The 25,011-nt window shown below is 40.8% G+C and carries 14 protein-coding genes and 3 pseudogenes; 11 read left to right on the top strand and 6 right to left on the bottom strand.

Annotated features, from left to right (window positions below; translation table 11 throughout):
• Positions 1–5: 5 nt before the first annotated feature.
• Positions 6–920: a hypothetical protein gene (locus ACZ1G6_RS15085; RefSeq protein WP_472617042.1), complete on the bottom strand. Its 915-nt coding sequence runs from the start codon at positions 918–920 to the stop codon at positions 6–8.
• Between the two features lie 136 nt (positions 921–1,056).
• On the opposite strand from ACZ1G6_RS15085, the pseudogene ACZ1G6_RS15080 reads away from it, so the two are divergent.
• Both ACZ1G6_RS15080 and ACZ1G6_RS15075 read left to right on the top strand, forming a co-directional pair.
• Positions 1,057–1,757: pseudogene (locus ACZ1G6_RS15080) on the top strand (2OG-Fe(II) oxygenase).
• Between the two features lie 182 nt (positions 1,758–1,939).
• Positions 1,940–2,761, top strand: a complete 822-nt coding sequence (locus ACZ1G6_RS15075) for a substrate-binding periplasmic protein (protein WP_472617041.1) — start codon at positions 1,940–1,942, stop codon at positions 2,759–2,761.
• A gap of 172 nt (positions 2,762–2,933) precedes the next feature.
• Here the strand turns inward: ACZ1G6_RS15075 and ACZ1G6_RS15070 are convergent, their stop codons facing one another.
• From ACZ1G6_RS15070 to ACZ1G6_RS15060, 3 genes are all read right to left on the bottom strand, one after another.
• Complete coding sequence (locus ACZ1G6_RS15070) at positions 2,934–3,293, bottom strand: hypothetical protein (RefSeq protein WP_472617040.1); 360 nt, start codon at positions 3,291–3,293, stop codon at positions 2,934–2,936.
• Between the two features lie 317 nt (positions 3,294–3,610).
• Positions 3,611–4,555 (bottom strand): response regulator transcription factor, encoded by a 945-nt coding sequence (locus ACZ1G6_RS15065; protein WP_472617039.1) that lies wholly within the window; start codon positions 4,553–4,555, stop codon positions 3,611–3,613.
• Complete coding sequence (locus ACZ1G6_RS15060) at positions 4,512–7,667, bottom strand: sensor histidine kinase (protein ID WP_472617038.1); 3,156 nt, start codon at positions 7,665–7,667, stop codon at positions 4,512–4,514. Before ACZ1G6_RS15060 ends, ACZ1G6_RS15065 begins: the two co-directional genes overlap by 44 nt.
• 152 nt (positions 7,668–7,819) lie before the next feature.
• On the opposite strand from ACZ1G6_RS15060, the gene ACZ1G6_RS15055 reads away from it, so the two are divergent.
• The gene (locus ACZ1G6_RS15055; protein WP_472617037.1) at positions 7,820–8,251 is read left to right on the top strand and encodes a DUF2177 family protein; all 432 of its coding nucleotides are present in this window, start codon (positions 7,820–7,822) and stop codon (positions 8,249–8,251) included.
• Here the strand turns inward: ACZ1G6_RS15055 and arfB are convergent, their stop codons facing one another.
• On the bottom strand, positions 8,252–8,665 hold the full coding sequence (gene arfB, locus ACZ1G6_RS15050) for an alternative ribosome rescue aminoacyl-tRNA hydrolase ArfB (RefSeq protein ID WP_472617036.1): 414 nt from the start codon (positions 8,663–8,665) through the stop codon (positions 8,252–8,254).
• A gap of 112 nt (positions 8,666–8,777) precedes the next feature.
• On the opposite strand from arfB, the gene ACZ1G6_RS15045 reads away from it, so the two are divergent.
• The 4 genes and pseudogenes from ACZ1G6_RS15045 to ACZ1G6_RS15030 all read left to right on the top strand — a co-directional run bounded on the left by ACZ1G6_RS15045 (position 8,778) and on the right by ACZ1G6_RS15030 (position 18,496).
• Positions 8,778–9,974: a cupin domain-containing protein gene (locus ACZ1G6_RS15045; protein ID WP_472617035.1), complete on the top strand. Its 1,197-nt coding sequence runs from the start codon at positions 8,778–8,780 to the stop codon at positions 9,972–9,974.
• Positions 9,967–10,830: a putative RNA methyltransferase gene (locus ACZ1G6_RS15040; protein WP_472617034.1), complete on the top strand. Its 864-nt coding sequence runs from the start codon at positions 9,967–9,969 to the stop codon at positions 10,828–10,830. Before ACZ1G6_RS15045 ends, ACZ1G6_RS15040 begins: the two co-directional genes overlap by 8 nt.
• Positions 10,831–11,279: 449 nt before the next feature.
• The gene (locus ACZ1G6_RS15035; RefSeq protein WP_472617033.1) at positions 11,280–16,478 is read left to right on the top strand and encodes a thrombospondin type 3 repeat-containing protein; all 5,199 of its coding nucleotides are present in this window, start codon (positions 11,280–11,282) and stop codon (positions 16,476–16,478) included.
• A gap of 85 nt (positions 16,479–16,563) precedes the next feature.
• Positions 16,564–18,496 (top strand): annotated as a pseudogene (locus ACZ1G6_RS15030) (propionyl-CoA synthetase).
• A 111-nt stretch (positions 18,497–18,607) separates the two neighbouring features.
• Here the strand turns inward: ACZ1G6_RS15030 and ACZ1G6_RS15025 are convergent.
• Entirely contained in the window at positions 18,608–19,285 is a 678-nt protein-coding gene (locus tag ACZ1G6_RS15025) for a DUF4097 family beta strand repeat-containing protein (RefSeq protein WP_472617032.1), read from the bottom strand.
• A gap of 336 nt (positions 19,286–19,621) precedes the next feature.
• Here ACZ1G6_RS15025 and ACZ1G6_RS15020 point away from each other — a divergent pair, with 336 nt between their 5' ends.
• The 4 genes and pseudogenes from ACZ1G6_RS15020 to acnD all read left to right on the top strand — a co-directional run bounded on the left by ACZ1G6_RS15020 (position 19,622) and on the right by acnD (position 24,998).
• A complete protein-coding gene (locus ACZ1G6_RS15020) occupies positions 19,622–20,293 on the top strand; it encodes a GntR family transcriptional regulator (protein ID WP_472618997.1) in 672 nt (223 codons plus the stop codon).
• Positions 20,294–20,322: 29 nt separating this feature from the next.
• Entirely contained in the window at positions 20,323–21,198 is an 876-nt protein-coding gene (prpB, locus tag ACZ1G6_RS15015; protein WP_472617031.1) for a methylisocitrate lyase, read from the top strand.
• 54 nt (positions 21,199–21,252) lie between these two features.
• Positions 21,253–22,377 carry a bifunctional 2-methylcitrate synthase/citrate synthase gene (gene prpC / locus ACZ1G6_RS15010; protein ID WP_472617030.1) on the top strand — a complete coding sequence of 375 codons (1,125 nt, stop codon included), beginning with the start codon at positions 21,253–21,255 and terminating at the stop codon, positions 22,375–22,377.
• Between the two features lie 20 nt (positions 22,378–22,397).
• Positions 22,398–24,998 (top strand): annotated as a pseudogene (gene acnD, locus ACZ1G6_RS15005) (Fe/S-dependent 2-methylisocitrate dehydratase AcnD).
• Positions 24,999–25,011: the final 13 nt, after the last annotated feature.

Raw genomic sequence — 25,011 nt, 5'->3', positions numbered from 1 at the left:
AAATCTTAATCACTTTGTTGATTAGTTGGAACTGAAGGAGCAGTGATAAAACTGGCCAACCCAAAGCTATTTATCGATTTAAGTGCCTTAGCCGACATCGTATTGTTTTGCATAAATATTAGTTTGCGTTCATATACTCTATTTTCCCTTAATACGTCCCCAAAGTTTTCGTCAAAAATATCATAGTAGCTATAGTCTTCAATGGCTTTTCCCATACCATAGCTGAGCCGCTCCAACAAAAGCTTGTTTTCAAAATTCACGAAAATAAAATCTGAGTTAGGATAGATGAAAATAAGCTGCTCATCAGCTGAGATCCCTTTTTCACGATGCACAAGCAGTTCAGGCTGTACTTCATTAATACTTCTAGTTAAACAGTCAAACCGATCATACTGTAACATGCTATATAAGTTCTCATGCACAGGGCTAGGCACTGTTTGAAAGCCGTTAGATTCAAAAATTTCTCGGTCAGGCCAGTGCGTTCCTAGCCCAACAGTAAGCTTACGAGCATTAAATTGCCTAGAATTATCAATACCGTCAAAGACCTTATTAGACTCATTCACTAGGCAGATTCGAAATCCTAACAAGCCTCTATCAAGAGGAACATATATCATGTTGGCTTGATTTTCTCTGTCTAGATTTGGTGCGCCAACAAAAATATCGATATTGCCTTTTCGTAGCTCTGAAAATGCTCTGCCTTGCTCCATATCTGCAGAAGACAATAAAGTAAAAGAGCCATATTTGTCTTGCGACAACGATAATAGGTTAAGTACGCTGCGGTAAACAAATGGGTTAGTATAATTACGCGCATACAATATTAGCTCATCATCATTTGTAAGCGCTTGAGCATTTTGTAGCTCTTTGGCAGCAAGTGATGAATAGCTAATTGCTAGTGTTAAAAACACACATATCAGTCGGTGCAAATAATATTCCTAACAAACATTTCGCATTATGAGTAACATAGATACTATGAGGGAAAGCAGATGTGGTCAATCTTTAGCCAAATAAATTTCAAAAGGCATGAGTCAGGACGTAAACATGAAGGACAAAACACTACCTATGAGCACCGATTTTATTAGCGTAATCGACAATGCGCTCTCACCGGCATTGTGCCAAGCATTAATAGATACATTTGAGCAGAGTCAAAATGTCGCGCTAGGGAAACAGGTGGGGGCATAGACGAGAGCAAAAAGCGCTCTATGGATGTGTCTATCTCGGTCAATGATGAGTTTGCTGAGCTTTACCCTGAAGTAGCAAGCACTACTGGGAAATATCTAGTAGAGTATTTTACCCGTTATCCTTTTGCATTAATTGGCCCCATAGGCTTAACAATGGCTGACATTAGTACAGGTGAGCCAGTAAAATTGACAATTGATAACTTTAACGAACAAGCACTTCCTCGATTACCACAAATTGTGAACTATTTGTTTCGAATTGGCGAAATCAACGCGCAGAAATATATTGTCGGCGAGGGAGGTTATCCTTACTGGCACTCGGAAAATTATCCGCAACAAGGTTCAACAGAAGCGTTACATCGCAATTTGTTATTCATGTACTACTTGAATGATGTTGCACAAGGCGGGGAAACGGAGTTCTATTACCAAGACAAAAAAATCACACCGCAAACAGGACGTATGGTGATTGCACCAAGTGGCTTTACACACACACATAGGGGAAATGTGCCGGCTTCAAATGATAAATATATACTCACATCGTGGGTATTGTTTAATCCTGGTGAGCATATTTATGCGCGCAGATAGCTAACAGCCACTAGCCGTTTTTGCATAGCGTGTTCTTCATAAGTCATCGGATATTATTACTAATACTTAATGGTAAACGTAATCGATAATGTTCTGTATTGATCCGAATTGGGCAGTACTTGATGTATGCTCAAGTGTCTGACATGCTAGTTAGTATGAATTTAATCGGCATAATATCTATTATGATAAAAACTAAATTGTTATTTGCTTTAGCTTGCTTGGTAAGCTCTTCATTGTTGTTTTCGCAAGAGGCTCTGATCAGCGAGTCGCCAATTAAGGTGACTTTGCTAACGGAGAACAGTTACAGGCCGTATTCTTATGAAGAAGCTGGGCAAGTAAAAGGTTTTTATATCGACGTAATAAAAGAGATAGACCTGCTTATCCCGCAGTACAATATTGAGCTAAAGTCGATGGCATGGCCAAAAGCAAAGCATAAGCTCCGCAAGGGTGAGTATTTAGGGCTTGTTGGTACGTATTTCAATGCGCATATCTGGGAAAAGATATACCCTTACTCTTATCCATTCTCATATGAAACGACTATTACAATATGTAACAAAGACGCAGACTTAAATAGTGAGGCAAAGTGGCCTGATAGCTATAGTGGAATGAAAATTGGCACAGTTGCAGGTTACGATGGTTGGTTGGATGATGGTATTCGGCACCGTAGTATCAATACCGTAAACTTTTTTGAGTTTCCTAATACTCGTTTGGCAATGCTGGGTGTTAACAAAGGTATTGTCGATTGCACTATTTTTGAAAAAGCAACTTACGAAAGTACAAAGGAGTTTTTACAGCAAAGTGAACAAATCAAGGTTGATAAGATAATAGTTGTTAACGAGATATTGCGTCACTCAGTGCATATTGGCTATTCTGATGCGGCATTTACATCTAAACAATTTCCTTATGCAAGGGACTTCCAAAAGAAATTTGATGTAGCTATCGCGTTGTTAAAATCGCAAGGCAAGCTCAAACAATTACATGAAAAGTATGGGCTTCATTATTAAAAACCAGTGGTAAATTTGTTGCAGAAGGTTTGTTAATTTGTTGCAGTAACCGCACTAACTCTATAATAATCAGGTGCTTATCAAGGCAAAAAAATGACCTAACCACGAAGGTTAGGCCAAACTTACACAACATAAACTGTTTTAAATTCGTTGGTTTAGGAAACCAACGCTCCTAGTGCTTTCTCATTGATTTAACAATAGACTTATCGTCCCATCGTAAAGCCAATACTAATATCATTACCATCACGCCGTATATATATGGCGCATTGCTACCAGCTGCATCAACATTCATGCCTGCTCTAACTATTTTGTTAGGATTTGCATCTTGCTCAACAGGATTTAAAAATAATAAAGGTTGAACGAGCAATTTTTCTTTAATTAGTAGCTCTTCTGATAAGTTATCAATAGGAGGATAGGTAGTGGTGCTTACTTGGCCACTTACATGTGAATCCTTAAGCACACTAGCTTGTGCGCTTGAAGCATATGCTATGACCACTAGCAAGCTTGCAAGGCAATATCCTAAATGTTTCATGGTTGACTCCTAAAGTATTGCTTGGACAAACTCCGCTGTCCGTTGAGCATTAACAATACCGATAAAGGGTGTCTATGGCTTTGGATATTTTTTGCAACATTTAGTACATTTACTGCAAGATGTAAAATTAAAAATACTTTAGTATATTTTTTAGGTAAAACTGCCTTTGACAGCGTGGTCGAATCCACACAAGGCCGCGATAATGGGCGATAAATGTTGAATAGAAAATCGGTTAATTAAATTTTTTTAACGTCACTACATCTTGATTTTGATGTGGTTTGAAAGATCAAAGCACGCTGATTGGTGCTTTGATCGTTTTAGACAAACGCCTCAGAAGGGTTTTTGCCTCTATTTTTCTTATAGCTTTTAGAAAAATAGCCAAGACTTTCAAAGCCGCAAGCATAAGCAACTTCGGATATGCTCATTTCGTTTGCTTTTAACAGTTCATCTGCTCGATTCATTCTGGCATCAACGATTAGCTTTAAGGGCTTTTCGTTGCACTCTTTTTTACATTTACGTATTAACGTATCTCGAGACACGTGCATGAGATTGGCAAGTTGTTCCACATTAAAACCTGGTAAAGCAAGGTGTTGCTCAATCACATTATGAACTTTGATTGACCATTCGCTTTCACCACAACCATCAGTTTGATCAGGATTTGCCGATTCAGGAATATCTTGATACGACTCCCTAATCACTTTTTTGGCGTTGATTAAGGCATTCACTCTAACAATAAGCTCTGAAGTATCGAAAGGCTTAGTAATGTAATCATCTGCACCGGCACTAAAACCTTCGACTACCTCTCTTTTGGTTACTTTAGCAGTCAATAAAATAATAGGGATTGTTTTTGTTTGCGGATCTGCCTTGATACTTGCCACCATATCTAAGCCTGACATGTTTGGCATATTGACGTCTGAAATAATAAGGTCAGGCAATGACTCTTTTGCAATTTCCAAGCCTTCGATACCATCTGACGCTTGGAGTATCTTATAATTTGCAGACAAACGTAGACTCATAAAGTTAAGTAACTCTGCATTGTCATCTACTACAAGCAAAGTGGTTACATCCGCTTCATCCTCAACGAGTTCATTAATATCTTGCAGCTCATCTTCTGCTAAATCAATCTCTGAGATATCTAGGGCGATCGGCTCAACCATTTGCTCTTGCGTAAAGTGATCACTGCCAAGTGAAAACTCAAGTGCAAAGCAGCAACCTTCATTACCAGTATCTCTTAGGACAACCGTACCTTGGTGAAGTTGCATGATTTCTTTCACCAATGACAAACCAATACCGGTGCCAAGGCGCTGCATTATTTTCAGATGTTTTGTCTTGATAAAAGCGTTCAAAAATCTTGTGCTCAGCAGATTGACTAACACCGACGCCATTATCACTGACTAAGACATTCAGGGAGTTAGGAGTTTTTTCTAACTCAACAATAATTTTGCTGCCATGCCCACTATATTTAATGGCATTTGATAAAAGGTTTGATACGCATTTTTCAATTTGCTCAATGTCAAAATACAGCAGTTCTTTGTCATCGCAATTAACAATCGTGATGGACTGATTTTGCTGTTCAGCCCACTGAATAAAGCGTTCGGATGTTTCTCTGATCACCTTGGCAATATCATATTGTTCAACCTTTAATGGTAACTTTCCTGCTTCAAGTCGATTTAAGTCAAGCATCTGCCCCACTAAGGCCAGTAATTTTGTAGCGTTATTAAGTGCGGTGTTTGCTAAAAAGAATACATTATTATCAAGTGTCTCTTTATGCTCATTTAATAAGGTTTCTAAAGGCCCAATTGTTAATGTCAACGGGGTTCTAAATTCATGTGAAATATTACCAAAAAAGCGATCTTTAAGAATTTGTTGTTGGCGCAGTTGCTCTACTTTTTCGTTAACTTGTGCAGTCCGAGCAATCACCTTTTCTTCTAACTCTTTATTTGTAGCTTCTAAAGATATTAATCGCCAGCGCTGCAGACCATAAGATAATGCGAAGATTAGTAGTGCACCTGCAAGAAAATAAGCGACAATTGCAATCGTTGTCAGATACCATGGAGCAGGCTTTTCAAATGATACCGAATTTGATGAAATTCGACCCCATGCGTCTCTAGCTTGTATTTCAAACGTATAACTAGAAGGGGATAAGCCCGTAAAATCGCGGTAGGTCTCTGCTGACCAAGGTGTCCAAGCATCGCTATCATTACCCAACAGTCGGGTGCGATAACTGATTGATGATTGTGAGCTACTATCGGTTGAAGCATACCCTAAACGAATACTCTTTTGATCTAGACCCAGTACAATGGACTCGTCAGAGTCGAATAAAAATCGCTCACCATCTTGAGAGGTGAACTGTCGTATATTCACCGGTGCCTGAGGAGGAACTTGTTTAGCTAACTCAATATCAACACGATATATTTCAGCTTTATCTCTAACAAACCATACAATATTATCTGGGGTGACGAATAGATCACTGAAACCACCATCATTAATACCATCAAAAATTTCGGTGTATTCGCTCCACGTGCCATCGTCGTTTTGTTCAAAATACCCGCTTTTTAAATTTTTGCGATACCAAAGCCGATTCGGTAAATTTTGAAATGCTGGCGTTTGTACCAGTTTGTCAAATTGAACGCTGTATAAAAGCCAATCTTGAGTAAACATCGGTAAATCGCTTGGTGTAACTCTATCATTGATAACTTCAAATAACTGACCGCCACTACTAAAGACGGCCTCGCCATCCACTAAGAATACCTCGACTGGACCTGGCGCAAGCCCGTCTATATCGCGGTAGACATCTACGTTTGGTCTGGTTGTTGTGGTTATGTTGTCGAATCTAAAGAGCTCGCCGATTGCCGAGCCTAACCAAAGAGTATCGTTTTTATCTAAGGCTAAGCTTATTAGTTGATTAGCTTGGTTGGTGAGGCGCTCAGATATCCATAAACCTGCCTCTAAACGCAAGATAAATGCATTATCTGTACTACTTGCAACAAATAAATTTTCTTGTTCAGTGGATTGAATAGTTCTGCCTAGAGCGGTTTCTACGATAAGACGCTCACTGGTGATTTGGCTTAAATCCTCACTTAGATTCAGTTCAAAAATTCCCGCACGCCCTGATTTAATCAAATGATCACCATTTGCCAGCAAATCAACACTGCTCTCAATATTGTCGTTTAATGCAACAAATTTTGGCGGATGCAAGGAGTTTTCATCATTGGTTAGGCGTGTGACGCCATTACCCGAGGCAAAAATACCCAACGGAGAATTAATTAAGCTTAAGATCTCAGTAGACGCAGTACCCGCCTTGAACTGGCTAATAATATGTGGAGGTCTAATCTTGACAATATTGGGGATGCCCGTTAGCCAAATATTACCTTGTAGATCTTCATTGACCGAAAAAACAGTATTCATACTGATGCCGTGCTGTTCAAGGTAGTGTTTAACGATTTCTAGGTTTTCATTTAGGATAAACAAGCCATGGTAACTTGAACTGATATAGTAAAAGCCGTCTTTTGATAATATGGCATCATACAGTTGCGCGCCCTCGGCAAAGTCACTTTGGCTAAGAACTTGCGTGATAATTTGATTCTTAACGATAAATACACCGTCTTGCTCAGTTACAATCGTGAAATCATTAGTACCAGTTTTGATAATCTCCATTACTCGAGAATTAGGTGGGAGACTAAAGGGAAGCTTGATATTGGTAAGTACAAGGTCTCCACCAATCTGTCTTGTTTGGACTCGGTAAAGATTTTCAGAGTGTCGTGGTTTATAATAGAATGAGTCATCAACACCGAATACTGCGTGCTTCGAAGGCCAACTTTCTTCCATGATGATGGTCTTCTCGCCGTCAAAAAAGAAAATATGCTCAGAACTTGAAAACAGTATCCCATGCTTATTGACAGCCGTGCCCCACACTTCACCAAAATCCAGTCCGCTAATAGCAGATTGTTGAATTAGGCTCTCGACTTCATTATTCGGGTTGTCTTTTTGGCGTAAACGGAAAAAATCATTTGTAGTACCAAAGTAAATATCACCTTCCCACTCTACAATGGCACGTACAGGGGTAGAATGTGGCGTGGTAATATTTTCCCAGTTTTCCCCGTCCCACTGACTTACACCTTGAGTATGACCTACATATACAAGCCCGTTTTGTGCTTGCATTGATGTCCAATTTTGATTGTGACCACCATGCATTTGTGCGGTAAATACGGTCGCAACAGGGTTACCAACATCACAGTATTGGGAGTAGCAAAGCGCGTTTTCTGACGGTAAATAAGGGAATAAATGCTGTTGCGAAGGCGCAATTTCTGCCTTTAGGCTCACCGAGAGCAGCGCACATATTATTCCCAAGAAGCATTTTTGAAGCTTGGTCATATTTAGGTACTTTTTTGTGATGGGCATCGTGAAGCCAGAGTGAAACAAATAACATTTCCTTTACTAAAGTTTAATAATTATACTCACTTAGCGTATATTTACTATACTGTTATGCAAACAAAGCGACTATTTTGCGTACTAGTGGAGTAAATGTGCTAAATCAATCATCTATCCAAACAAAAGCTTGCGTTTTATCGGTGTTGTTCATTTTTATATCATTTGCATTACTTGATGCACTTTGGCTTGGATATATCGCATCTGATTGGTATCAAACACAGATGAAACCGATTCTGCGTCAACAATACATAACGTGGCCTTGGGTTGCTTTTTATATTATGTATGGCTTTGCCACTTTTGTATTGGCTAGCCTCGCAGCGCGCGACCAAGCTTGGTATCTTGCCTTTGTTAAAGGGGCAATATTGGGCTTAGCGAGCTATGGCGCATATAATTTAACAAACTACAGTATTATTGAAGGCTATAGCTTGACAATATTACTTATAGATTGGCCTTGGGGAGTATTTTTGACTGCTTGTTGTGCAACTGCTGGCTGGTATGGATTTCAAATTGGCCGTTCGGAAAAGTGATTAGAAATCGATTTTTTTTCGTAAGCTTTTGGTAAAACCAGCTCGCTTTTTACTATCTAACCTTTTTCGTTTAGATGATAAGGACGGGCGTGTTGCTCGACGAGGTTTGTCTTCTTTGAGGCCTTCATTAATAAATACTTTTAGGCGTTTTATTGCATCTTCTTTGTTTGTTTCTTGAGTACGAAATGATTGCGCTTTGATGATGATGACTCCATCTTTTGTTAAGCGACTGTCTGACAAGCCTAATAGACGCGCTTGTTGTTTCTCATTTAGCGAAGACGCCTTGATATCAAACCGTAGATGAATAGCGCTTGAAACCTTGTTAACGTTTTGGCCGCCATTGCCCATTGCACGTATCGCAGAAAATTGGACTTCTGATTCGTCAATTGACAATGAAGGATTAATAAAAATCACAATGATTCCTTATTTGTGCATAGTATTGAAAATGATGTTTAATCAAAGCTTAGCAAAATTATAACAGTGAATTAGTGGTAAACGACAGGCTAAGTTCAGGTTATAATAATTGGTGACCTTTAATAACGGCCGAATCATGATCATATCTTCGTTTTCTAGCAAGCAATTTCTACGTGAGTTTTGGCAACAAAAACCGTGTCTAATTAAAAACTTTATCCCAAATTTTACCGATCCAATCGATGAGCATGATCTTGCTGGCCTTGCGCAAGAAGACTACGTCGACAGTAGAATTGTCAGCTTGAAGGACGGAGTATGGAGCGCAAGTCAAGGACCTTTTGAAAACTTCGAACAACATTGCGTGGGAGCGTGGAGCTTGTTAGTTCAAGGTGTTGACCGATATATACCTGAAGTACAAGCGTTGACTTCAAATGTGGCAATGTTACCTAGTTGGCGCTTTGATGATGTTATGATAAGTTTTTCGACGCCGGGTGCAGGTGTCGGTGCCCATATCGATGAATATGACGTTTTTATTGTTCAGGGCAAAGGCCGAAGGCGTTGGCAAGTAGGCTTGCCTCAAGATAAAGATAAGACGATATATCCCCATAAGTTATTAAAACAGATTGAAGATTTTATACCGATTATTGACGAAGAGTTAGCGCAGGGTGATGCATTATATATCCCACCAAAACATCCTCATCGCGGGAGAACATTTAGTTCATGTATAAACTATTCCTTTGGTTTCAGAGCGCCTACAAATTCACAAACCCTAACCGGATTGCTTGATGAAAGTGAAGGTTTAGTTGCAGTATCTAGCCGATATACTGACCCAGATATTGCTTTGATGAGACAACACGATATGGCGCCAGAATTAGTCTCACAAAACGAGTTAGACAGATTGAAACAACAAATGCATGCACTATTAGACACGTCTGATGTAGATGACGCATTGCTGAAATATTTATCAAGACAAGAGCTAAGCATTGAACAGGATATTGAACAAACTAGCCCTCAGGCATTTGAGGATTTTGTATCAAAGTATGGTGAAGACTCCTTATATATTGTAAAAACAATAGGTGTAAAGCCAATCTATGCGCAATTTCAAACACAAACATTTGATTTTTTCATCGATGGGCATCAGTTTACGGTAGACCAAACACTTGGTGAATTTGCTCGCAAGCTATTTGCAAAATCTGTATGTACTTATCATGAACTCACTTATTCGCTCAATTGTGTTGAATTGAAACAAAGCACCCAATTGCTAGTAGCATTAATCAATGCTGGGTTTTGGAGTATACAAACAGATGATTGAACAAAGCGGAAATGTACCTGGATTTTTCTGGGATTGTCCTAATTGTAAACAGCCACTTAGCTTGTCTAATAACCAATGGCAATGTGCAAACAATCACAGTTTTGATGTTGCAAAAGATGGATATGTGAACCTGCTCATAAACACACATAAAAAGAGCAAAGAGCCAGGTGATAACAAAGCAATGTTGATGGCAAGGCGTCAATTTTTAAATCAAGGCCACTACAATCAATTAGCAATGAAAATTGTAGCCATCATTAATCAATATCTTAGCGAGCAGGCAACTGAAAAGCCTTTTTCTCTGCTCGATGCTGGTTGTGGAGAGGGATATTACCTTTCACAAATCCAAGAGCATGTTGCAATGCCCGAGAAAGTTCGTTATGCGGCTATTGATATTTCAAAAGTTGGCGTTCAAAAGGCAGCGAAACGTTTGAATGACGTAAATTGTGCAGTAGCCAGTACCTATCACATCCCTTTAGCAAATGATTCACAGGACGCGGTGCTTCAAGTCTTTGCGCCTTCTGATAAAAACGAAATTGCCCGTATATTGAAACAAAGTGGTCATTGGATAAGGGTCATGCCCGGGCCGCAGCATTTAGTAGAAATGAAAGCGCACGTTTATGACAAGGTCCAGACACATGCAATCAAGCTTGAGGATCTCGACCCGTTCATATTACATGAAACATTCAATGTGTCTTATCAGCTTAGTTTAGATTCAGTGCTGCAACGCGAAAATCTATTACTGATGACACCCTATTATTGGACGGTTTCGCAAGATAAAAAAGAAACCCTATTACATAATCTTAAAACAGTAAGCGTTGATTTTGTCATTAATGTTTATGGGTTACGCGTAAATTAAGTGTTGAATTTATTTGCATATACAGTTTGTGTGCACTAACTTCAATTAAGCAGTCCGAAGAAACTGGTATTAAAGTAAAAAAATTGGGCTTTAAAAAGGCAAACACATCTCAAAGTTGATAAAACATATTTATCTAGATTTTTTCAGGTTAGGGATAACTCCACCGCTTAGAACAGGGTTGGCAACGCAAGCGCCAAAGTCAACCATATTTAAAGCTTTTTAAGGTATATAAACTCATTCCTAAGTCGCGAAAGCTATAATCTAAAAAAGTGAGTTTTCGCTCTCTCTTTAAGCCGAGTGGGAATAATAAGGTGACTGTTTTGTGCACATTTTTTGTGCACATTTGGCAACTTTTGTCCTCTATACACAGCTTCAGCTTTTCGCTATAAATCCGACACCCTAACTATAATAAGTATTAAACACTTTTAGCCTTGAGGCCTGTTATATTAATGAGTATTTATGGCAAATTTATAGTCGCATCGACTGATAAATTAGATCGTGAAAAGGATGTTTCAACGCAATTATCAAGCTCGCTCAAAAAGCTTGCTGTTGCGCTTGCGGTTTCAAATGCTTTGTTGTTTTTGGGAATGGACGTTTTAAGTGCACAACAAACTGATAATGAGCCAGATACTGATGCGCCGCAATTATTATCTTTAAGTATCAGTGAGCGAAGCTTACTTGCACAAAATCAGATTACCCAAACAACAGTCAATCTGACATTCTCAGAAAGGTCTACTTTACTCATTCCTCAGTTGTTTTTATCCAATGTAAACACAAGTGAGCAAATCCCATTAGTGCAACAAGGCGCGGCGGTATTGCAAAACGGCGTTGCAACGGTGAGCTTTTCAGGTGATTTTGACAATACTTCATCTCCCGGAATTTGGGCTTTAACAGGTTTAGTTGCTCAAGATAGCGAGGATAATATCAATGATGCATACGATACACCGGAAGAAATTATTGTTGCAGGCTTTAATCCTTTTATATCGCTAACAACTGCCCCTTCGCAACAAGTATTTGATGCAGGCGCTAGTAGCTCTGGTGCCATTATTGAGGATGGCGCGACGCAAACCACAAATTTACAAATTCGCTTGCAAGACGCTATTGAATATAATGTTTGGTTAGTGCCAAATGAAGCGACCCCAATTCAAAGCATTACATTTTCAAATGCTATTAGCCTTAATCAAGCGTGTTCTATTTTTGCTGATTTTGCTCGTTGTTCTGTTACATCTTCAAATAATAACATTGCAATTGATGCTGCAGTTGTAACCGATGCAGCTGATATTTTTGAGCTTGAGTATACGGTCTTAGTTCAGCCCACACTTGGCGGGTTTGAAGGTAATTGGTTAGATAATACCTTAATTATCCCTATCCAAGATGCAGACAATGATGGTATTCCCAACGAACAAGACACTGACGATGATAATGATGGTGTAATTGATACTATTGATCGTTTCCCATTTGATCCTACTGAATTTGAAGATGCGGATAACGATGGCACTGGCAATGTTGCTGATCAAGATGATGATAATGATGGCGTACCAGACAACCAAGATGCCTTTCCTTTTGACCCTACTGAAAATGCAGACTTTGACTTAGATGGGCAAGGCAATATTGCCGATTTAGATGACGATAATGATGGTGTGTTAGATTCAGCGGATGCCTTCCCTTTTGACGCAAGCGAGTCAATTGATACCGATGCAGATGGTATTGGCAACAACGAAGATCGTGATGATGACAACGACGGCGCACTTGATACAATTGATGCTTTTCCATTGGACCCAAGTGAAGTCCTTGATACTGACGGCGACGGCGTGGGTAACAGTGAAGACCGCGATGATGATAATGACGGTATTCCAGATTTCCAAGACGCGTTTCCTCGAGACCCAAATGAAAGTATCGATAGTGATCAAGACGGTATTGGTGACAATTCAGATGATGATGATGATAACGATGGAATCGTCGATGGTGATGATGAGTTTCCGCTTGACCCTGGTGACTTCAGAGATAACGACCAAGATGGTATAGGCGATAACGCAGATAATGATGACGATAATGATGGTGTAGTGGATACCTCAGATGCGTTTCCATTTAATCCCTTAGAATCAGTTGATTCAGATAACGATGGCATCGGCAACAATCAAGATAATGACGACGATAACGACGGATTGGATGATGAATTTGATAGTTTCCCGCTTGATCCAAACGAAGTTACTGATTTTGATGGCGACGGTATTGGTAATAACGCAGATACCGACGACGATAATGATGGTGTGTTAGATGTTGTTGATGCGTTTCCTTTTTCGGTGAGAGAGTGGTTTGATACGGACGGTGATGGTATTGGTAATAATGCTGATCCAGATAACGATAATGACGGTGTTGAGGACCGTTTTGATGCGTTTGAAAACGATCCTAATGAAACCTTAGATAACGATAATGACGGTGTTGGTAACAATGCCGATACTGACGATGACAACGATGGCGTTGAAGATATCAACGATGCCTTTCCTTTTGACCCGACTGAAGATACAGATACAGATTCTGATGGTTTGGGCAACAATACCGATACTGATGATGATGGTGACCGTGTATTGGACGAAAATGATTTATTCCCTTTGGACCCAACTGAAGCTAGAGATAATGATTTAGACGGTATTGGCAATAATGCAGATACAGATGATGACAATGATGGCGTCTTAGACTTTGAAGATGCCTTTGTATTTGATGCTAGCGAGAGCGCCGATTTTGATCAAGATGGTATCGGTAACAATGCTGATCAGGATGATGACAACGATGGGTTTAACGATGTTGATGATATCTTTCCGTTCGATGCTAGCGAGTGGGCTGATTTTGATAATGATTCATTGGGCGATAACAGAGACGACGATGATGATAATGATGGCGTCTTAGACGCGCAGGATGCTTTTCCATTTGATGCCTCTGAGACCGTAGATACTGATCAAGATGGTATTGGTAACAATGCAGATGATGACGACGATAACGATGGCGTGTTAGATGATGTTGATGCGTTCCCGTTATCTGCTGCCGAATCACAAGATACAGATGGTGATGGTATTGGTAATAACGCAGACCCTGATGATGACAATGATGGGATTATTGATGAAGAAGATAGCCAGCCCCAAAACCCCAGCATAGGTGATGACCAAGCACCGGTGCTTGACAACATCAGTGATTTCACAATAGAAGCAACAGGCTTACAAACACCATTAGTGTTACAAGAGCCCAGAGTGCGCGACAATAATCTTTTTCCAAGTACCTTAAGCAGTGATTACTCAGGGGCCCTAGCTTTAGGTGAAAATATTGTCACTTGGACTGCAATCGATTTTGCCGGCAATATGGCACAGCTTGTTCAAACAATCACCGTGGAAGATACAACGGCTCCCACATTTACACAACTTGATCCCATTGTGATTGAAGCGCAAGGCTTCTTTACTGACGTGCAATCTTATTTAGCTATTACCGCAGATGATATTGTTGATGGGATCGTACAAGCAAATACACTAACACAAACAGTATTCGCTTCTGGTCGCAATAGTGTTGTTGTTTCTGCAACTGATTTATCCGGAAATACCGCAACTAACGAAGTATTCATTGACGTGCTCCCGCAAATATTTGTGCAAGCATCTAGTGTCGCTACTGCCGGTGCACGCTTAAATATCCCTGTTACCTTAAGCGGCTTAGCTCCAGTTTATCCTGTGACAATAGAGTATAACGTGACCGGTCCAATTCTTGGCCCTAGAAGTGGGCAACTTGAAATCAGCCAAGGTCAAACTGGTAACTTGGAGCTTGAGGTTGCAGCAACGGCTGTAAATGGCGAAACGATAGTTGTGTTATTTGATAACGCATCTAACGCGAGCAGTAATCAAAACAATATTGCTCAAATAGACATTGATTCGCAAGAGTATGCGCCTTTAGTTGATATCAGTTTGCGTCAAAACGACCAATTAGTGGCGACTTTGTATCAAGACCAAGGTCAAGCAAGTGTGATTGCTCAGATCATCGATATTAACTCAGCAGACGTATACGACACTCAATGGACTTTGTTTTCAGTAAGCCGCGGTGCCGCAAGCCCTATTGATATCGGTCAAGCGGGTATTTCAGCTAACAATAGGGTGTTAAACCTTGATACAAGCGCGTTGCCACTAGGTAATTATTTAGCAGAATTTTCCTTAACTGAAACAAACACGACCCAGGGCTTTAAGAACACACAACAAATAGCATTTACATTAAGTCAACGTGCCCCACTTTTGGGTGCGAATACTGATAGTGACTTTGATGGGCTTTCTGATGCAGTTGAAGGCATATCCGATCGCGATAAAGATGGAATTGCAGATTATCTTGATAACAACCTAGCAGGTACCACAATACAAACAAGTGACGGCCTGCAACCTATTGTCATTGAAGGCGACTTCGCACTTGCCGCTGGCAATATAGCTAAATTAGCAAATCCAGGCGATTTAGTTTCGGTGAATATCGATACCAACGATATTGCAGCATATGGTGGCATCAACGCTGAATCTTCTGGCCTTGCGACTGATGTGCATTATGCCCCCGTCCAAGGGATTTATGATTTGTCTTTAAGGCATACCCAGCAAGTTGGGAAAAGCGCCAGTATTCTTATACCCTTGGCAGCAAATTCAGTGTTAGCTGAAGGAATGACCTTACGAGTTTATGAACCAAATAATGGTTGGGGGAGTTTTGTTGAAAATAGTAACGACCAACTTGCCAGTGCATCAAAAGATAGCAATGGTAATTGTCCAGTAGCAAGTTCGTCATTGTATTTACCGGGCTTAAATATCGCAGATAATTGTATTCGCGTAACAATTAGCGACGGTGGGCTCAATGATGGTGACAAAGTTGCCAACGGTGCTATTAGGTTTGTTAGTGTACTAACGGATCCCTTGCCAAATACTTCTCCTAATATTAACGTGGCGACACAAGTAGTCGTGACTGAGGGCGAAGAGCTACGAGTAGATGCCTCTTTGACTAGTGATATAGAGGGTGATTCCTTGGTCTTTAATTGGACTCAAATTGGAGGCTTACCTATTAGCTTTGGGCGTAACGACAGTCCTTTACTAACCTTTATTGCCCCGCAGGTTACAAATAATGAAAATCTATTGTTTTTACTAGAAGTCTTTGATGGTCGTGATACTTCGTCAGTCACCGTTAGCGTGCAAATTCGCAATACCAATCGTGCACCTAGCGTTAGCATTGCCTCCCATAGTGCAGTTATAGATGAAAATACGACCTTCACATTTACCGCAAATGTGAATGACCCTGATGGTGATGTACTTAATATTCGCTGGGAACAAACTTCAGGCCCTGACATTAGCTTTGACGGTCAAGGCAGTCCTCAGATCACATTTATTACCCCCGAAGTAGATACGCAACAAACGATTAGCTTTAGCGTCATTGTTAGTGATGCAAATAAAGAAGTGCTTGCATCAACTATATTAACGATTGTCGATACAAGCCCTGTTGCAGCTCCACCCGATAATGAAGATAGCGGTGGCGCTTTGCATTACCTTTGGCTGCTACTATTACTCATCGCTTGTGCAAGGCCTCGTGCAGTGTCGCGCGCAGTGCCAGATCAGATAGAGTCTAAGCCTGAGAATGAATCTACGCCTTAAGATGTAAGGCTTAAGTCGAATTCCCGAGGTGTCGTGTGTGCTTTATTGTTACAAACTAGTAACATTAATTGCATCCGAGGCCGATATGTCAACGAATTCTGCGTTTGTCCAAGCGACTAGTTATCAGCATGAATACAATGCTTCAATTAATACGCCACAAGCCTTCTGGGCCAGAAAGGCTGAAGATCTTCCGTGGTTTAAAACACCCGTCACGATTTTATCGACAGACGAAAACGGATTGCAAAGTTGGTTTCCTGATGCCGAGCTCAATACCTGTTACATGGCACTTGATTATCATGTCGAACAAGGCCGAGGTGAACAAACTGCAATCATTTATGATTCGCCAGTAACCAAGCAGCAGCAATCATATACATACCTTGAATTACAGCAATGGGTAGCAAAGTTTGCCGGCGTTCTGCAAGCGCAAGGCGTTGTCAAAGGCGATCGCGTAATTATTTACATGCCGATGATTGCTGAGTCTTTAGTTGCGATGCTTGCATGTGCCAGATTAGGGGCCGTTCATTCGGTTGTGTTTGGCGGTTTTTCGGCAAATGAACTAGCCGTTCGAATAGATGATGCAAGACCTAAAGCCATCGTCACAGCATCTTGTGGTATTGAAATAAATCGAATAATTGAATACAAGCCGATGGTAGATCAAGCCATTGTGCTGGCCAATAGTAAACCCGATGCTGTTATATTGCTTCAACGCCCTGAATGTATTGCCCAAATGAGTCAGCCCCATGACGTAGATTGGATAACAGCTATGTCTACTGCAAAACCCGCGCCTTGCGCCTGTGTCAAAGGCAGTGATCCTCTTTATGTTCTTTACACTTCCGGAACAACAGGTAAGCCTAAAGGGGTAGTCAGAGATAACGCCGGTCATGCTGTGGCATTGAAATATTCGATGAGCGCTGTGTATAACATGGAACCAGGTGATGTTTTTTGGGCAGCATCGGATGTTGGCTGGGTAGTTGGCCATTCGTATATTGTTTATGCCCCTTTATTGCATGGTTGTACAACTATTGTTTATGAAGGTAAACCAGTTAGAACGCCTGACGCAGGCGCATTTTGGCGAGTCATTGAACAATACAATGTAAAAGCAGTTTTTGCTGCGCCAACTGCATTTAGAGCGATTCGCAAAGAAGATCCACAAGGTAAACTAATCAATAAATATGATTTAACATGTCTACAGACCATATTTATGGCAGGGGAAAGGTTAGACCCATCAACGCTTGAATGGACACAACATAAAACACAAAAGCCGGTTGTTGATCATTGGTGGCAAACAGAAACTGGTTGGGCAATCGCCGCGAATTTAACCGGTATTGAAATGCTACCGACTAAGCCGGGATCATCAACAAAACCTGTACCTGGATTTGAAATTCATATACTAGACGCAAATGGTGAAAAGGTATCTGCTAATCAACAGGGCGCAATTGCGATAAAACTGCCTTTACCACCAAGTTGTTTATCGACAATATGGGGTGATCATGCTAAGGTTCACTAGTGGATATTTGACTCAATTTACTGGGTACTATTGTTCGGGTGACGGCGGATATATTGACGAGGATGGTTATTTGTTTGTGATGGGGCGAACGGATGACGTTATCAATGTCGCAGGTCATCGCCTATCAACCGGCGAGATGGAAGAGGTGCTAGCGTCTCATGAAGCGGTTGCAGAATGCAGCGTGATTGGTGTTCATGACGCGCTAAAAGGGCAAGTTCCAGTGGGTTTAGCTTTATTAAAAGATGGTGTAAGTATAAGCGAAGACAACTTACAAAAAGAACTTGCAATGATGATACGTAAAGAAATTGGCGCAGTGGCCTGCTTAAAACAAACACTTATTGTCCCTCGTCTTCCTAAAACACGCTCTGGTAAGATTCTACGTAAATTACTGCGCCAAATAGCACAGAATGAATCAATTGTGGTGCCATCAACAATTGACGACCCTGCTAGCATAGAGGAGCTTAAACAAATAATGTCTAAAAATGGTTTAGTCAAAGAGGCCGCTGAATAGGCAGGGAGCAATATTCAGCCTTCTTTTTCACCAAATAAAAAAGGCGTCCTAGTGGACGCCAAAATAAAGATAAAACCACTATTTTTAGTGTGAATTACCTTGAAGGGTAACTTAATACTCCACAAGCACTTTATCTTGTAGTGAGCTATCTGAAAGCTCTAAATCTACGGGGCGGCGAAGAATAATTTGGCCTTTGACCTGTGAATCTGCGGAGATACTTAACACTGGATTGCTACCACGATTTCGGCCGTTATTAGCTTCATATATAATATCAGTAGTGATGATCGAACCATCAGCTAGCGTGATATTTGAATTAACCGTTGTCAGGCTATTTGCCTTGACGCCTGACAAATCAATATCACCGTTTACCGATTCAATATAACCATCGATTACAGTATCTTTCTCAAGTGTAATGCGGCCATTTACCGAACTGATGTTATTACTGACACGCAGACCTTCTTTAGCTGCAATTTTGCCATTGACGCTAGAAACGTCTTCAAGACTAACATTACGACCAATAGTTATCCCACCATTGACGCCTTCAATTTCTTTGGCGGTAACATTGTCTCTAAGCGTTAGCCTGCCATTGACAGTACTTAGGTCGCCGACCTCTTTACCCTCACCAATACTTAAGGATTTATTGACGGTAGAGCGGTTTTCACCAAAATGGAATGAACTAGAATAGTCATCATCGGCGCCAACATGAATAATGCATCCAGTTAATAGCAAAATAGATGAAGCAATCGTAAAGATAGCCGTGAAAAGTGGTTTTCTAACGTGAGATGTCATAAGTATGTTCCTGTTGTGTATAAGGTTGCATAGTACTTTTTATATGTTAGCAGTTAGTATCAAAAAAGGTGCCAAAATAAAAAACCTATGTAAAACAACAAGATAATTTTTATGTGGTAATAGCGACAATTAAGAATTCGTCAAAACCACCAAATTGTAGTCTTGATTGACTAAAAATAGTCTAAATTCTCACGCAAGCGTAATGCATACTCATAGCCGTAAAATACAAATATAGTCGACAATATGCGTGTAGTTAATGACTTTAAGATTGAATAAAGATGAAATTTACGCTATATTGTCGACAATTATTAAATGGGTAGAATTTTGTCACCTCTCATGTTGTCACCACTAATAGAAAAGCCCATTACTCATGCCGATAGAATCTTCATCGCGTTAAGAAGCGATATTGTTGAGGGAAAGATTGTGGCGGGGAGTAAGTTAAATGAGTCAGAATTGTCGAGTAAATACCAAGTTAGCCGAGCGGTTATCCGAGAATGTATTAACCGTCTTGAAAATGCGAATTTGCTTGAGCGTCGCGCAAATATTGGCGCAAAAGTCGTCACCCTGAGCCTTGAAGGACTTGTTGAATTGTATCAAGTTCGTGAGTCTTTAGAAGGCATGGCTGCTAGATTAGCAGCATTGCATATGACAGAAGACGAAATAGATAAACTCAACAGTTTACTATCCACTCACTTTGAATCTGTCAAAGATGGACAATCATATTATCAAGAAGCCGGAGATGTTGATTTTCACTATCGCGTTGTACTAGGAAGCCATAATCAATATCTAATAGGCATGTTGATGAATAATATTTACCACCTAGTACGCATGTACCGCGTGCAGTTGGGGATGGCTGGCCCTCGTGTGACTACTGCTTTTGCTGAGCATCAGCATATCGTCAACGCTATAAGTCATCGTGATCCGGAGTTAGCTGAAATGCTAATGCGTCGACATATCGCATACTCTCGGCAAAATATCGAAGCCAAATTACTTTTAAATCAGGGCTAGAGCCCAAACACTAATTTTGAGGAGTTGTTATGAGTGCAGGTAAAAAATTTAGACAAGCTTTGGCTGAAAACTCGCCATTACAAATTGTAGGTACAATTAACGCTTATAGCGCAATGATGGCAAAACAAATTGGTCACAAAGCAATTTACTTGTCAGGTGGTGGTGTGGCAAATGCATCATATGGACTTCCAGATTTAGGTATGACGTCTTTGAACGATGTAATCGTTGACGTGCAGCGTATTACCGCGGCGTGTGATTTACCCCTGTTAGTTGATATTGATACAGGATGGGGGGGAGCCTTTAATATTGCTAAAACCATTAAAGATATGGAAAAAGCAGGTGCAGCAGCCGTTCATATGGAAGATCAAGTGGCGCAAAAACGTTGTGGTCATCGACCAAATAAAGAAATCGTATCTACACAAGAAATGGTAGATAGAATTAAATCAGCGGTAGATGCTCGAACTGATCCTGACTTTTTCATTATGGCAAGAACAGATGCTTTTGCTCAAGAAGGCTTAGAAAAAGCAATAGAAAGGGCAAAAGCGTATGTTGAGGCAGGCGCCGATGGTATCTTTGCCGAGGCGATCCAAACTCAAGAGCACTACGAAGCATTTTCAAATGCCTTGTCTGTTCCTATCCTAGCCAATATTACAGAATTTGGTAAGACGGAGCTTTGGAACAAAAAAGAGCTAGGTGAGTGGGGCGCGGATATGGTGTTGTATCCATTGAGTGCATTTCGAGCTATGAACAAAGCAGCTGAAAACGTATATCAACATATCCTTAAGGACGGTGACCAAAAAGCGGTTGTTGACACAATGCAGACCCGGATGGACTTATATGATTATCTGGGATATCACGACTATGAGCAAAAATTAGATGCTTTGTTTGAAAAAGACAAAAGCTAACACGTAAGACCAATTTTAATTATCCAATTTATCAGTATTATTTAGGAGTTTCCAATGGCTAAAGTATTAAGTGGCGCAGGCTTGCGCGGTCAAGTAGCGGGTAAGACAGCATTATCAACAGTCGGACAATCTGGTTCTGGATTGACTTACCGAGGCTATGATGTAAAAGACTTAGCTGAAAACTGCACGTTTGAAGAAGTAGCATATTTAATTTTGAAAGGCGCTTTGCCTACTGTCAGTCAATTGGAAGACTATAAGACTCTTTTAAAATCTTTACGCGATATCCCACAAGCCCTAAAAGACGTGCTTGAAAGAATTCCTGCAAATGCTCACCCAATGGATGTGTTGCGTACAGGTTGTTCAATGTTAGGGAACCTTGAAACTGAAAATGATTTTACTGAACAAGACAAAATGACTGATCGCATGTTGGCATGTTTCCCAAGCATCATTTGTTATTGGTATCGTTTCTCTCATGATGGTGTTCGTGTAGATGTTGCAACAGATGATGATTCGATTGGCGGCCACTTTTTACATTTACTACATGGCAAAAAGCCGTCTGAGTTACATGAGAAAGTGATGCATGTCTCACTTATTTTGTATGCAGAACATGAGTTCAACGCCTCCACATTTACCGCAAGAGTATGTGCGTCAACATTATCTGACATGCACTCTTGCATTACGGGTGCTATTGGCTCGCTAAGAGGCCCTTTGCACGGTGGTGCTAACGAAGCTGCGATGGATATGATTGAAAAGTTCAATGATCCAGAACATGCTGAAACGCAAATGCTTGGAATGCTTGAGCGAAAAGAAAAAATTATGGGCTTTGGTCATGCGATTTATTCTGAGTCAGATCCGCGCAACGATATTATAAAAGGGTGGTCGCAAAAGTTATCACAAGAGTTTGGTGATAGTACTTTATATGATGTTTCTGTGCGTTGTGAAGCTGTTATGAAACGAGAAAAAGGGCTTTTTTGTAATGCCGATTTTTTCCATGCTTCTGCGTATAACTACATGGCTATTCCGACCAAATTATTTACTCCAATTTTTGTAATGTCACGCTTAACTGGTTGGGCTGCCCATGTAATGGAGCAGCGAGCAGACAATAGAATTATCAGACCATCTGCAGACTATACTGGTGAAGCATTGCGCCCGGTGACTCCTATTCAAGATAGAGCGTAGACACAAAAGGAAAGTACATAATGAATTACAACTATAGAAAACCTTTTCCATCTGAAGAGTTTACTTTAGATTTCTATGATACGCAGGAAGCTGTAGACAAAATAGAGCTAGGGGCCTATGCAAAACTACCCTATACCTCTAAAGTGCTAGCAGAAAATTTAGTACGTAAGTGTGAACCTGAAAAACTGGACGCCGCACTTAGTCAGTTTATTTATCGTAAACGTGATTTGGATTTCCCTTGGTTTCCAGCGCGCGTCGTTTGCCACGATATATTAGGACAAACTGCGCTTGTTGATTTAGCTGGCCTACGCGACGCGATATCACTCAAAGGAGGTGATCCTGCCAAAGTGAATCCGGTCGTACCGACACAGCTTGTTGTTGATCACTCTCTTGCAGTTGAGCATGGTGGATATGACAAAGATGCGTTTGAGAAAAACAGAGCGATTGAAGACAGACGCAATGAAGATCGTTTTCATTTCATCAATTGGTGTAAAACTGCATTTGAGAATGTAGATGTTATTCCACAAGGTAACGGAATTTTACATCAGATCAATCTTGAAAGAATGTCACCTGTTATTCAACAACGAGATGGTGTTGCTTTCCCCGATACATTAGTAGGAACTGATAGTCATACACCAATGGTTGACGCCCTAGGTGTTATTTCAATTGGCGTTGGTGGTCTAGAGGCTGAAAGCGTCATGTTAGGTAGAGCATCTTATATGCGTTTGCCCGATATTGTGGGCGTAGAACTCAGCGGTAAACCACAATCAGGGATCACTGCGACGGATATTGTACTGGCCTTAACTGAGTTTTTACGAGAGCAACGTGTTGTATCCACTTACTTAGAATTTTATGGGGAAGGCAATAAACATCTTACCTTAGGTGACCGAGCAACTATTTCGAATATGACACCAGAGTATGGCGCGACAGCCGCGATGTTCTACATTGATGAGCAAACCATAGAATATTTGCGTTTAACAGGTCGTTCAGACGAACAGATCAGATTAGTTGAAGCTTATGCTAAACATACCGGTCTGTGGGGAGATGAAATGCAAGGTGCTGAGTATGAACGCACGCTTACTTTCGATTTATCTAGTGTCGGTCGAAATATGGCAGGGCCTTCTACTCCGCATAATCGTTTAGCAACAGCAGATCTAGCCTCACGCGGTCTAACGGGTGATTACGCGTCAAAAGACGGTGAAATGCCTGATGGGGCAGTGATTATTGCCGCTATTACAAGTTGTACTAATACAAGCAACCCTCGCAATATGATTGCAGCTGGATTAATTGCTCGAAATGCCAACCAAAAAGGCTTAACACGTAAACCTTGGGTAAAAACCTCTTTAGCGCCTTAGCTCAAAAGCGGTAAAACTCTATCTAGAAGAAGCAAAGTTGCTACCTGAACTTGAGGATTTAGGCTTTGGTGTTGTGGCATTTGCATGTACCTCGTGTAACGGTATGAGTGGAGCGTTAGATCCGAAAATTGAAAAAGAAATAAAAGACCGCGATCTGTATAGCACGGCGGTATTATCGGGTAACCGCAACTTTGATGGACGTATCCATCCGCATGCAGACCAAGCGTTTTTAGCTTCACCGCCACTAGTTGTCGCATATGCAATTGCAGGAAGTATTCGTTTTGATATTGAAAAAGACGCGCTTGGTTTTGATGAAAGTGGCAAGGCAGTCTATTTAAAAGATATTTGGCCCACTGATGAAGAAATTGATGCAGTGATCAAATCATCTGTTAAACCAGAGCAGTTTAGAAAGGTTTATGAACCGATGTTTGCGGTAAAAGAAGCTAGCAATAGCTTGACTGATCCCTTGTATGATTGGCGTGAAATGAGTACTTATATCCGCCGCCCACCATATTGGGAAGGCGCACTTGCAGGTAAGCGCTCACTGTCAGGTCTAAGGCCTTTAGCAGTGCTTGGTGATAATATCACTACGGACCATTTATCACCTTCAAACGCTATTTTAGCCAGTAGTGCAGCAGGTGAATATTTAGCTAAAATGGGCTTGCCAGAAGAAGATTTTAATTCTTATGCTACGCATCGTGGTGATCACCTAACCGCCCAACGCGCGACGTTTGCCAATCCAAAACTGTTAAATGAGATGGTAAAAGATGAGCTTGGAAATGTGAAACAAGGCTCATATGCGCGAGTAGAGCCTGAGGGCACAACTATGCGTATGTGGGAAGCAATCGAAACCTACATGAATCGTAAGCAGCCATTAATTATTGTTGCTGGGGCCGACTATGGGCAAGGCTCTTCACGCGACTGGGCTGCAAAAGGCGTAAGGTTGGCTGGTGTAGAGGTTATAGTCGCTGAAGGTTTCGAACGTATTCATAGAACCAATCTTATAGGTATGGGGGTGTTGCCGCTTGAGTTTATAACTGGCACTACACGAAATACCTTACAAATTGATGGTAGTGAAACTTACGACGTAAGCGGTGATATATCGCCATAGGTGCGACATTAAGTGTCAATATCACGCGTAATTCGGGTGAACAAATTACTGTACCGGTAACATGTAGGCTTGATACAGCAGAAGAGGTCTCTATTTATAATGCCGGCGGCGTATTACAGCGTTTTGCTGAAGACTTTTTAGCTAACGCAAGTTAGTGGTGTGTGCAAA

This window comes from Glaciecola sp. HA4-3 (assembly GCF_055693685.1).
This window is presented reverse-complemented; position numbering and strand designations above follow the sequence as displayed.